At 69.7% G+C, this 12,567-nt stretch carries 7 protein-coding genes; all 7 read right to left on the reverse strand.

All coding sequences use genetic code 11. The features are described from left to right. Positions 1–118 precede the first annotated feature (118 nt). The 7 genes from NQ706_RS10005 to NQ706_RS10035 all read right to left on the reverse strand — a co-directional run bounded on the left by NQ706_RS10005 (position 119) and on the right by NQ706_RS10035 (position 12,540). A complete protein-coding gene (locus NQ706_RS10005; RefSeq protein ID WP_051805974.1) occupies positions 119–3,568 on the reverse strand; it encodes a ribonuclease E/G in 3,450 nt (1,149 codons plus the stop codon). 431 nt (positions 3,569–3,999) lie between these two features. After that, a complete protein-coding gene (locus NQ706_RS10010) occupies positions 4,000–4,749 on the reverse strand; it encodes a TIGR03936 family radical SAM-associated protein (RefSeq protein WP_006943458.1) in 750 nt (249 codons plus the stop codon). A 75-nt stretch (positions 4,750–4,824) separates the two neighbouring features. Continuing rightward, the gene (locus NQ706_RS10015; RefSeq protein WP_038568723.1) at positions 4,825–5,838 is read right to left on the reverse strand and encodes an OpgC domain-containing protein; all 1,014 of its coding nucleotides are present in this window, start codon (positions 5,836–5,838) and stop codon (positions 4,825–4,827) included. Positions 5,839–5,896: 58 nt separating this feature from the next. Further along, positions 5,897–7,900, reverse strand: coding sequence for a TIGR03960 family B12-binding radical SAM protein (locus tag NQ706_RS10020; protein ID WP_038571155.1), 2,004 nt, complete (start codon positions 7,898–7,900; stop codon positions 5,897–5,899). 56 nt (positions 7,901–7,956) lie between these two features. Continuing rightward, positions 7,957–9,078, reverse strand: a complete 1,122-nt coding sequence (locus tag NQ706_RS10025; protein ID WP_404360854.1) for a threonine aldolase family protein — start codon at positions 9,076–9,078, stop codon at positions 7,957–7,959. Further along, on the reverse strand, positions 9,071–10,495 hold the full coding sequence (locus NQ706_RS10030; RefSeq protein WP_038568725.1) for a DUF6421 family protein: 1,425 nt from the start codon (positions 10,493–10,495) through the stop codon (positions 9,071–9,073). Before NQ706_RS10030 ends, NQ706_RS10025 begins: the two co-directional genes overlap by 8 nt. Positions 10,496–10,698: 203 nt before the next feature. Further along, the gene (locus tag NQ706_RS10035) at positions 10,699–12,540 is read right to left on the reverse strand and encodes a long-chain fatty acid--CoA ligase (RefSeq protein WP_006943465.1); all 1,842 of its coding nucleotides are present in this window, start codon (positions 12,538–12,540) and stop codon (positions 10,699–10,701) included. Positions 12,541–12,567 lie beyond the last annotated feature (27 nt).

Below are 12,567 nucleotides of genomic sequence, written 5' to 3' on the forward strand. Positions count from 1 at the left end.
AACTCCGCGGTGCCGGATTGAAGTCTTCACGACGACGGTTGGGGGCCGAAAATCCGCCATGCGGAGTTTCGGCCCCCAAGATCGTCGGGACGACGTGGTGCGCGCCCCGCGCGATCGATCAGTCGTCGCTCGCTGCCTTCGGCGCGGGTGCCCCGGCGGGCGAGCTGACGCGAGCACGCTTCTTGCGTGCCGGAGCCTTCTGCTCGCCAACGGCAGCCGACGCCGCGTCAGACGTGTTGCTCGCCGTAGCCGTGTTGTGGGCCGTGGCCGTGTCGTTCGCGGTGGTCGCGTCGCTCGTCGTGGTCGAACCCGTCGAGTTCGACGCCGAGCCGTCCTCCCCTGCGACCTTCGTCAACGGGGCCGACGACGACGCCGGCGCGCTGAGGTCGACCGGCTGCAGAGTGACGGGCGCACCCGCGCTCGAACCGGCGCGGCGACGCGGACGCTTCATCGGCGCCGGCGTCGTGCCGGCCGACGAGGTGACGACTGCCGATGACGTGGCGTTCGCCGGAGCATCCGACGTCGATGCGGCACCCAGCGTCGGGCCGTCGGTCGATGCCGTGTCCGTGCCGGAGCTCGCCAGTGCCGCCGAAGTCGACGGCGTAGCCGAGGTCGACGTGCCCGACTCAAATGCCTCGGACGGTGCGGTCGATGCCGACGCCGATGCCGCCGGCACCGTCATGACGCTCGCCTCACCGGCTCGTGCGGGCGCACCCGTCGACGCCGCCGCGCGACGCGAACCGCGACGACGCGCCGTCGGGGCCTGCGCCGTCGACGCCGTCGCAGTGGCAGCGCTGCCCGCGTCGGCAGGAGCCGAACCGCTCACCGTCGTGCCGTTCGTCGCGATGTCGGCAGCGGCACCCTCGTTCGCCGCAGGCGCGCTCGTCACGTCGCCCGCGTCCGTCGAGGCGTCGGCAGCAGCCTGGGCGACGCGCTCCGAGCGCGGCTTGACGCGACCGGAGCGGCGCGTGCCCGACTTCTTGGGCGCACTTGTCTCGGGAGCAGCCTCAGCCGAGCCAGCGCCGTCCTGCGGCGACACCGTCATGACGGCGTCGTCGTCAGACGCGGTGGAGACGGGCTTCGACGTCGCCGACTTGTCGCCCGCGGAGATCGCTGCGGCGTGCGCGGCCGCGGCGATCTGCGCGAAACCGTTGTCGCGCTCCGCCTTCGACTCGCCGGCCTCGTCCTGACGACCCTGGTGCTGACCGCCGTTCGAGCCGCCGGTCGAACCGTGCGAACCGTTGCCCGGGGTGTCACGGCCACCACGACCACCGCGCCCGCCACGACCCTTGCGGTTCGTGTCGTTGCCGTTGATGTCGCGGTTCTCGACCGGGTGGTCGTGGATGACGATGCCGCGCCCCTGGCACGACTCGCACGTCTCGGAGAAGACCTCGACGAGGCCCGCGCCGACGCGCTTGCGCGTCATCTGCACGAGGCCGAGCGAGGTGACCTCGGCGACCTGGTGCTTCGTGCGGTCGCGGCCCAGGCACTCGAGCAGGCGACGCACGACGAGCTCGCGGTTCGCCTCGAGCACCATGTCGATGAAGTCGACGACGATGATGCCGCCGATGTCGCGCAGGCGCAGCTGACGCACGATTTCCTCGGCCGCCTCGATGTTGTTCTTCGTCACGGTCTCCTCGAGGTTGCCCCCGGAGCCGACGAACTTGCCGGTGTTGACGTCGACGACCGTCATCGCCTCGGTGCGGTCGATGACGAGCGAACCGCCCGACGGCAACCACACCTTGCGGTCCATGGCCTTGGCTAGCTGCTCGTCGATGCGGTGCTCGGCGAAGACGTCTTCGTCGCCCTCCCACTTCTCGAGGCGCTCGACGAGGTCGGGCGCGACCTCGGAGATGTAGGTGTGCACCTCGTTCCAGGCACGCTCGCCGGAGACGACCATCTTCGCGAAGTCCTCGTTGAACACGTCGCGGATGACGCGGACCGTCAGATCCGGTTCGCCGTGCAGCAGCGACGGCGCGTTGGCCGTCTCGGCCTTCGCCTGGATGCGCTCCCACATCTTCATGAGGCGCTCGACGTCGGCGCGCAACTCCTCCTCGGAAGCACCCTCGGCGGCGGTGCGGACGATGACGCCCGCGTCGGCCGGCACGACCTCCTTGAGGATGCGCTTGAGGCGCGCGCGCTCGGTGTCGGGCAGCTTGCGGCTGATGCCCGTCATCGAGTTGCCCGGCACGAAGACGACGAAGCGTCCCGGTAGCGAGATCTGCGACGTCAGGCGGGCGCCCTTGTGGCCGATCGGGTCCTTCGTCACCTGGACGAGGACGCTCTCGCCCGCCTTGAGGGCGTGCTCGATGCGCTTGGGCTGGTTGTCGAGACCGGCGGCGTCCCAGTTGACCTCGCCGGCGTACAGGACGGCGTTGCGCCCGCGGCCGATGTCGACGAACGCCGCCTCCATCGACGGCAGCACGTTCTGCACCCGGCCGAGGTAGACGTTGCCCGCCATCGAGCTCGCCTGCTCCTGACGCGAGACATAGTGCTCGGCGAGCACCCCGTCCTCGAGGACGCCGATCTGAGTGCGCCCCTCCTGCTCGCGCACGACCATGACGCGCTCGACGCTCTCGCGGCGTGCGAGGAACTCGGCCTCGGTGATGACGGTGCGGCGGCGTCCCGCCTCACGGCCCTCGCGGCGGCGCTGCTTCTTCGCCTCGAGGCGCACCGAGCCCTTGATGGACGTGATCTCGTCCTTCGCGCGACGCGGCTCGCGCACCTTCGTCACGGTGTTCGCGTCGTCGCCGTCCGAGCCCTGACCCGAGCCGCTGCGACGGCGACGGCGCGTGCGCTTGCGCGACCCCGCGTCGTCCTGGGCGTCGTCGTGCTTCGAGCCGTCGTCCTGCGCGGCGTTGCCGTCGCGCTTCGAGCCGTCGCCCTGCGCCGCGTCGTCGTGCTTCGCGTTGCCGCCCTTGGAACCGGAGTCGCGGCCGTCGGCGTCGTCGTGCTGAGCCTGCGAACCGTCGCTGGCGTCGTCACCCTTGTTGCCGCGACGGCCACGGCCGCCGCGACGACGCCGACGCGGGGTCAGCTCGTCGTCGTTCTCGTCGTGGTTGTCGTCGGTGTCGGCGGACTGCTTCTCGCCCGCCTCGTCCGCGTCCTCGCGCGAGCTCTGAGCGGCGTCGTCGGACGACGCGTCGCCATTTTCGTCGTGCTGCGCGTCGTCACCGCGACGGCGGCGGCTGCGCGAACGCGCGGGGCGCGGCTGCTCGTATGCCTCGTCGTCGGCGTCGTCGCCACCTCCGCGGGCGGCGGGTGCCTCGTCACGCGGCGACTCGTCATCGGCACGGCGCGAGCGGCGGGGCACGCGCGTCATCGGGTCGGCGGCCTGGAACACGAGGCCGAACGCGGCGCCAGCGGGCGCACCCTGGCCCGAGTCGCCATCGGTGACGTCCTCGTCACCGTCGATGGCCTCGACCTCGTCGCTCGTGTCAGCGTCCTGCGCGGGCTCGGCCCGCGACGCGGAGAAGGGGCTGCCGGCCGCGAACGGGCTGGCGAAGGGGAATTCAAGATTTTCGGGGGCCACGGGGCCCTCCTTCTTCGTCGGCACGACGTGTGCCACAGAAAGACCACCTGGGCCTTGCACGCGCCGCGGCGCGGATCGTTCGTATCGCCTGCGATCGTTCGTGTCCGCAGGACGGAAGTCGTCTTCTACGTGGCTCGTCGGCTCGCGCTGCGCGCGGCACCGGACGTCACGCCGCAGAGCTTCTCGGTCGGCGGCTTCGCATGACGATGCGTCGGCCACCCTCGCGCGATTCGCGGTGCACCGGCTGCGGCTCGCGCCGCATCACCTGCGCTCCGACGGCGCGGTCGGAAGGTTCTGCGGGAGCGGCAGGCTCTGTGAGACCTGCACGTTCCACTCGCATTATCGCACAGTCACCCCACGAGTGTCGGCAGGTCGGCACCCTCGTGTCCACGTGGCGTCGCATGCCTCACCCACGCCGGGCCTGCCCCACGAATGCGGCGACCCACGAGTCCGTCGGACGGCGCTTTTCAGGCGTCGAACGGGTCGCTGACGCGGCCGCCGGCTTCGAGAATGCCCTGTGCGAGACGCGTCATGAGCGGCGAACGCGGCACCTGCAGGCCCGTCAGCTCGGTGAGACCGGTCATGACATCGATGGGGCGCACCGCGGGCGTCGTGTGCTGGATCGTCATCGTCCAGCGCACGAGGTCACGTCCGTCGGCATCGCCGGCGCGCACGAGCACGACGTCGGAGGCGAGGACGGCCTGACGCACATCGAACTCGCGCACACCCGACTTCGTCATGCGGGTGACGAGCAGCTCGGCGCGATCCATGAACGTCGCCACGGCGTCGGTGATCGTCTCGAGCGTGACGCCTTCGAAGTCGAGCTGCCACACGCTGGCCTGGAGCAGGTCGGCGAGCGCTCCCGGTGCGGCCTCGACGACGCGCAGCACGGCCATGTCCTGCGGCAACGATTCGTCGAGCGCTGCGCGCAGCGCATCGAGGTCGCACTGCTGCGTCAACTGCAGCTGGAAGTACTCGGCCTCGGAGGCGGCCCCCGTCGGCGCGGCGTTCGCGTACGAGATGCGCGGGTGCGGGTGGAAGCCGGCGGAGAACGCCATCGGCACCCCCGCGCGACGCACGGCACGCTCGAGGGCGCGCTGGAAGTCACGCGTCGAGGAGAAACGCAGACGTCCGCGCTTGGCGTACCTCACCGAGACCTTCTGGACGGCGGGTGCGGGGGGCGGACCTTCGGGAACTCGCTGACGTGCCACGAGCACGAGCCTACCGTCGACGCAAGGGCGCGCGGATCACCGCACCGTCGCTCGGCTCGCCGGCGCGACGAGGCACGCGATTCAGCGGATGACGCGGGTGACGGCGGCCGTCGCGCCCTCGAGGGGCCCACGCGACCACGGTTCGCGCGAGACCAGCGAGCGCCACACCATCGGCAACACGAGGGCGCCGACGCACAGGACGCCGACGTTGCCCCACGCGTCGTCGCGCTCGCCGGGATGCACCTCACGCACGTACCAGGCGAGGTACGCGATCTGCAGGACGTAGACACTCAACGTCATCGACCCCGCGGCGGCGAGCGCCGGCAGGCAGAAGCGCTCCGGCACGACGGCGAACCAGGCGAGCGCGAATCCCCCGACGAGCAGCACCTCGAGCACGATCTCGAGGTGGCTGCCGTCGTACGGTTCGAACGCGAGGCGTCCCGACGTCTTCGCCGCCATAAGCAACGCGGCCCCTGCGAGTGCGACGAGGCCCGCCAGGCCCGCGCTCCACGCGGGGACGCCTCGCGTCCAGCGCCACAGCACGATGCCGAGGCAGGTGAAGACGAGCAGCGTCGTCAGGCGGTAGTGCGGCCCGGCGAGCACGATGTCCCACAACCGGTGGCCCACGTCGTCGCCGGCGACGAGAGCCTCGGTGCTGCGGGTGCGGCCCCAGCTCAGCAGGGCGGGTGCGGCAGCCCATGACGTCGTGGCGATCCCGAGCAGCACCGTGTCGGGCAGCCGCGCCAGCAGGGGCGCGAACAGCGTCGGCAGGGCGAGGTAGACGAGGACGACGTCGACCTGCGCACCCCACGGCTCGATCCACAACCCGAGCGCGACGAGCACGGCCGCGCGCACCCCGGCCCGGACGAACGCGACGGGCAGCCCGGCGTTGCCACGGTCCGCGATCATCGCGCTGATGCCGATGAGGAGCGCGAACAACGGCGCCGTCGCGAACTCGGTCAACGCCGCCAGTCGGAACGGGCCGTCGTTCGGGGCACAGTGGGCGACGAACATCGACACGAGGGCGAGCCCGCGCAGCATGTCGACGCGCGCATCGCGCCCGTCGACGCCGCGGCGAGCACGTCGTGGGCTCACTGGCGTCTCACCGTGGCCCCGTCGAGACGAGTCGCCTCGTCATGTCGCCGCGCCCACGTCAGTGCGCGTGGTCGGCGGCGGCCAACTTCTTCGCGCCCTCACCGAGGACGGTGAGCGGCAGCAGCGTCTTGCCCGTGGGGCCGATCTGGATGTCGGTGTCCATCTGCGGGCACACGCCGCAGTCGAAGCACGGCGTCCAGCGGCAGTCGTCGACTTCTTCCTCGGAGAGGGCATCCTGCCAGTCCTGCCACAGCCAGTCCTTGTCGAGACCGGAGTCGAGGTGATCCCAGGGCAGCACCTCGAGCTCGCCGCGCTCACGCGTCGTGTACCAGTCGACGTCGATCGGGTGCTCGGAGGCGGCGAAGACCGCGTCGGCCTGCTCCATCCAGCGCTCGTAGCTGAAGTGCTCGCTCCAGCCGTCGAAGCGGCCGCCGTCACGCCACACGGCCTCGATGACGGCGCCGACGCGGCGGTCGCCGCGGCTCAGCAGACCCTCGACGATGCCGGGCTTGCCGTCGTGGTAACGCATGCCGATGCTTGAACCGAACTTCTTGTCGGCTCGGATGGCGTCCTTGAGCTTCTTGAGCCGCTCGTCCGTGGCCTCGGCCGACAGCTGAGCGCACCACTGGAACGGCGTGTGCGGCTTCGGTACGAACCCGCCGATGGAGACGGTGCAGCGGATGTCCTTGCGGCCGCTCACCTGGCGTCCGGTCTCGATGACGCGGCGCGCCATGTCGGCGATCTGCAGGACGTCCTCGTCGGTCTCGGTGGGCAGGCCGCACATGAAGTACAGCTTCACCTGGCGCCAGCCCGCGCCGTATGCCGCGGCAACGGTGTTGATGAGGTCGTCCTCGGAGACCATCTTGTTGATGACCTTGCGGATGCGCTCGCTGCCGCCCTCGGGCGCGAACGTCAGACCCGAGCGGCGGCCGTTGCGCGTCAGCTCGTTGGCGAGGTCGATGTTGAACGCGTCGACGCGCGTCGACGGCAGCGACAGACCCGTCTGCGTGCCCTCGTAACGGTCGGCGAGGCCCTTGGAGATCTCGGCGATCTCGGTGTGATCGGCGGAGCTCAGCGAGAGCAGGCCCACCTCCTCGAAGCCGGTCGCGGCGAGGCCCTTCTCGACCATCTCGCCGATGCCGGTGATCGAACGCTCGCGCACGGGGCGCGTGATCATGCCGGCCTGGCAGAAACGGCAACCACGCGTGCAGCCGCGGAAGATCTCGACGCTCATCCGCTCGTGGACGGACTCGGCCATCGGCACGAGCGGCTGCTTCGGGTAAGGCCACTCGTCGAGATCCATGACGGTGTGCTTCGCGACGCGCCACGGCACACCGTGCGCCTCCTCGCTCAGCACGACACGCTGGATGCGCCCGTCGGGCAGGTAGTCGACCTCGTACATCGACGGCACGTAGACGCTGCCCGTGCGCGCGAGTTCGAGCAGCAGCCCGCGACGCCCGCCGGGGCGCTCGGCGAGCTTCCACTCCTTGATGATGTCGGTGATGAGCAGGACGGCCTCTTCGCCGTCACCGATGACGGCGGCGTCGATGAAGTCGGCGATCGGCTCGGGGTTGAACGCCGAGTGCCCGCCCGCGAGGACGATCGGGTCGTCGATCGTGCGCTCGTCGGCATGCAGGGGGATTCCGCCGAGGTCGAGCGCCGTCAGCATGTTCGTGTACCCGAGTTCGGTCGAGAACGACATGCCGAGCACGTCGAAGTCGCGCACGCTGCGGTGTCCGTCGACGGTGAACTGCGGCACGCCCGCCTCACGCATCTTCGCCTCCATGTCCGGCCACATGGAGTAGGTGCGCTCGGCGAGCGCGTCGTCACGCTCGTTGAGCACTTCGTACAGGATCATGACGCCCTGGTTGGGCACGCCGACCTCGTAGGCGTCGGGGTACATGAGGGCCCAGCGCGTCGTCAGCTCCTGCCCGTCGGGGCCGTAGCCGCCGCAGTTCCAGTCCTTGACCTGGGCGTTGAGCTCGCCACCGACGTACTGGATCGGCTTGTTCACCTGCTCCAGTAGCGGCTCGAGATCGTGGAAGACAGACTCACCAGACATGTCCACCAGGGTAGTTCGGCCCAGGACGAGCGGCCAATCGTCGCCGGCGCGCCCGCTCAGGCGCTGCCCGTCTCACCTCCACGGCGTGACGCCGCCACGAGCGCGGCGACGAAGGCGTCGACGTCCTCGTCGCGGGTGTCGAACGAGCACATCCAGCGCACCTCGCCGCGCGCCTCGTCCCAGTCGTAGAACCGGTAGCTCTCGCGCAGTCGGTTCGCGACGTCGGCCGGCAGCGTCGCGAAGACGGCGTTGACCTGAGTCGGCTGCGTGAACGCGACCTCACCGAGCGCACCGCGCGCCTGCTCGGCCTCGATCCCGGCCCGCAGGCGTCGCGCCGCAGCGTTGGCCTGCGTCGCGTTCTCGCGCCACAGCTCACCGTCGTAGAGCGCGAGCAACTGCGCGGAGACGAAGCGCATCTTCGACGTCAGCTGCATGAGGAACTTGCGCGAGAACCCGAGCCCCGCACACGCCTCGGGCGTCAGCGCCACGACGGCCTCGGCGAGCATCGCGCCGTTCTTCGTGCCACCGAGGCTGATGGCGTCGACGCCGGCGTCCGTCGTGATGGCGCGCAGCGGCACCTCCAGCGCGGCGGCCGCGTTCGACAACCGCGCGCCGTCGAGGTGCACCTTGAGCCCTAGTCGGTGCGAGTGCTCGGCGATCGCGGCGATCTCGTCGGGCGTGTAGAGCGTGCCCAACTCGCTCGACTGCGTGATCGACACGACGCCGGCCTGGGCGCGGTGCTCATCCCCGAAACCCCATGCCTCGCGGTTGATGAGCTCCGGGGTGAGCTTGCCGTCCTCGGTCTCGACCGTGAGCAGCTTGAGCCCGCCGGTGCGCTCCGGCGCTCCACCCTCGTCGACGTGGATGTGCGCCGTCGTCGCGGCGATGACGGCGCCCCAGCGCGGCAGCATCGACTGCAGCGCGAGGACGTTCGCGCCCGTGCCGTTGAAGACCGGGTAGGCGATCGCGTCGTCACCGAAGTGGCCCCGCACGACCTCCTGCAGCCGCTGCGTGTAGTCGTCCGCACCGTAAGCGCCCTGGTGGCCGCCGTTGGCCGCGGCGAGCGCCTCGACGACGCGGGGGTGCATCCCCGCGTAGTTGTCGGACGCGAAGTCGCGCCGCGCGGTGTCGTGCAGCGCCTCGAACGGTTCGTGCTTCATCGTCGTCTCCTCAGTCATCGCGGCCCGTGATCCCTCGCGTCGAAGCGATGACGGGCGCCATCTTGCGCTCGAGCGCCTCGAAGAACATCGACAGCGGGAACTCGTCGTCGAGCACCGCGTCGGTGTAGCCCTTCGGCGGCCCCGCGAGCACCCCGTCGGGCAGCCCGCGCGCCCACACCGACGCCGGGTGCGGCGTCAGGACGGAACGGATCAGCTCGTACGCCGCGAGCCAGTGCGCGACCTTGGGGCGGTCGATCGAGCGCCAGTACAGCTCGTCGACGGCGTCGGCGAGTTCGATGATGCAGGCGGGCAGGCGCGACCACTCGACGGTGAGCTTCGAGTCCGTCCAGTTCATCACGCCACGCTGGTGCAGCCACGCGAACAGCAGCTGCCCGCCGAGACCGTCGTAGTTGCGCACACGGCCACCGGTGAGCGCGAACCGGAAGATCCGATCGAGCAGGACGGCGTACTGCACGCCGCGCGCATGCGTCAGCGTGTCACGCTCCACGGCGGTCAGGTTCTCCCCCGCGACGACACGCTCGCCGAGACGACGCTCGAGGTCGACGCAGTGACGGAACGCCGTGAGGTCGCAACGCAACTCCTCGAGCGAGTAGAGGAAGTACGGCATGCGCTGCTTGATCATGAACGGGTCGAACGGGAGATCGCCGCGCATGTGGCTGCGGTCGTGGATGAGATCCCACATGATGAAGGTCGCCTCGGTGAGCGACTGATCCTCGAGCATCGCCTGCGCCCCGCTCGGCAATTCGAGCTTCGTGATGCGCGCGGCTTCGCTGACGACGCGCCGGTAGCGCGCTGCCTCACGGTCCTGGAAGATCGCACCCCAGGTGAAGACGGGCGTCTCACGCGTCGCGACGGTCTCGGGGAACAGCACGGCCGAGTTCGTGTCGTAGCCGGAGGTGAAGTCGACGAAGCGCAGCGGCACGAACAGCGGGTTCTTGTACTCGCGCTCGAGGGTGTCGATGAACTCCGGCCAGATCACCTCGACGAGGACGGCCTCGAGGTGACGGTTCGGCGAACCGTTCTGGGTGTACATCGGGAACACGACGAGGTGGCGAACGCCGTCCTCGCGCTGGTTCTGCGGGTCGAATGCGACGAGCGAGTCGAGGAAGTCGGGCACGCCGAAACCGTCGTCGGCCCACCGGCGCAGGTCGACGACGAGCGCGTCGAGGTAGGCGGCGTCGTGCGGGAACGACGGCGCGAGCGCCTCGATCGCCGTCACGGCGCCCTCGAGCTCGGCGCCTACGGCGCCGGCGTCAGCCTCGGGGGCGAGAGAGCCATCCTTGACCTGCATCGCGGCGATGGCCTCGCATGCGGCCTTGAGCTCGCTCCACGCGGTGGTGTCCTCGACGACCTCGGGCTCCCCGACGACGGCCTTGACCTCACGGGTGGACGTGAGCAGCTGGGCACTGGACATGGACAACCTCCGATCGCTGAGTGCGAGCCGATGTAAGCGGCAAAGGGACTTGACGCCCCTCACACTATCGCGAGACGAAGGGTGGTGATGACCTGAGGCACGCGTGACCTGCGCGGACTCGGCGCGGGTGCGGGCACGCGAACGGGGCACCGAGCGTCATCGCCTCGAATGCCCCGTTCGTCGACCCGCGCGGCGGGCGGGTGTCAGTCGGTGTAGAGCTCGTCGAGGTCGTCCTTGAACTTCTTGACGACGACGCGGCGCTTGATCTTCATGCTGGGGGTGATCTCACCCTCCTCGACCGACAGGTCGCGCGGCAGGATGATGAAACGCTTGATCTGCTCCCAGCGGTTGAGACGCAGGTTCATCTCGTCGACGTAGCCCTGCACCATCTCACGGCACGCATCGCTCGTCACGACGTCGCGGTAGCTCTTGCCGGCCATGCCGTTCTTCTCGGCCCACTCGGCGATGGCGTCCTCGTCGAGCGTGATGATCGCGGAGACGAACTTGCGGCCATCGCCCTCGACAACGAGGTTCGAGGCGTACGGGCAGACGCCCTTGAACATCGCCTCGATGGCGCCGGGCGAGACGTACTTGCCGTTCGATGTCTTGAACAGATCCTTCTTGCGGTCGGTGATGCGAATGTGGCCCGACTCGGAGATCTCACCGATGTCACCGGTGTGGAACCAGCCGTCCGTCAGCACCTCGGCGGTCTCGCGCTCGAGGTTCCAGTAGCCCTGCATGACGCCGGGACCCTTGACGAGCAGTTCGTCGTCCTCACCGAGCTTGAACTCGGTGCCCGGCAGCGGCCAACCGACGGTGCCGACCTGGTTCGCGCCGAGGTAGGGACGGTTGACGCTCGCCGCCGCCGAAGACTCCGACAGGCCGTAGCCCTCGAGGATCGGCAGACCGATCGCGGAGAACCACAGCGCGATGTCCTTGTTGAGCGCCGCCGAGCCGGAGATGAAGTAGCGCACGTGACCGCCGAAGCGGGCGCGAATCTTCGACAGGATGATCTTGTCGGCCAACTTGTACTCGATCGCGAGACGCCCGGACGGCTCGCGGCCGTCGGCGCGCTCGTTGGCCACCTTGGTGCCGACCTCCACGGCCCAGCGGTACAGCTTGAGCTTCGCGCCGCCGTCGGCCTCCATCATCGTGTTGATCTTGCCGTACACCTTCTCGAAGATGCGCGGCGCGGCGCCCATCCACGTCGGCTGCGTCTCGGGCAGGTTGTCGATGATCTTGTCGACGCGACCGTCGACGACCGTCGGGAAACCGACCTGGATCGGCAGGCACAGCAGCATTTTGCCGAACACGTGTGACAAGGGCAGCCACAGGTACTGCACGTCACCCGCGTTGAGCAGACCGGTCGAGTCGACGGCGGACGCCTCGTACGTCCAGCAGTCGTGCGACAGGCGCACACCCTTCGCCTTGCCCGTCGTGCCCGAGGTGTAGATGAGGGTCGCGAGGTGCTGCGGCTTGATGCCGGCGACGCGGTCGTCGATGACGTCGGGCGTCTCCTCGAGACGGGTGCGGCCGAGCTCGCGCAGCTCGTCGAGCGTCATGACCCACTCGCCGTCACCCTCGCCGTCGAAGACGACGACCTTGACGACGTCGGGGATCTGCTCGCGCCCGCTACGCAGCTTCTCGACCTGACCGGTGTCCTCGGCGAACACGACGCGCGAGCCCGAGTCGGTGAGGATGTGGACGACGTCGGCGAGCTGGCTCGTCGGGTACACGGTCGTCGTCGCCGCGCCGGCGAGCATGTTGCCCAGGTCCGCGAGGACCCACTCCAGGCGGGTCGAGGAGGCGATGGCGACGCGGTCCTCGGCGTCCACGCCGAGCGCGACGAGGCCCGCCGCGATCTGACGGGCGTGCGTGTCGGTCTGCGCCCACGTCATCGACTTCCAGGCGCCGCCCTGCGGGAAGCGGTACGCCTCGTCCTGGCCGGACTTCGCGACGCGGTCGATGAACAGATGCGCGACGCTGCGGGCTCGGTTGTCGATGAGATCGCGCTCGAACTTCTCGTCGGCGATGTTCATGACCATGGGTAGGCGCCTCCAGTCGCAACTCGG

It is taken from the genome of Dermacoccus sp. BD5 (assembly GCF_044878485.1).
Classification (GTDB): domain Bacteria; phylum Actinomycetota; class Actinomycetes; order Actinomycetales; family Dermatophilaceae; genus Dermacoccus; species Dermacoccus nishinomiyaensis.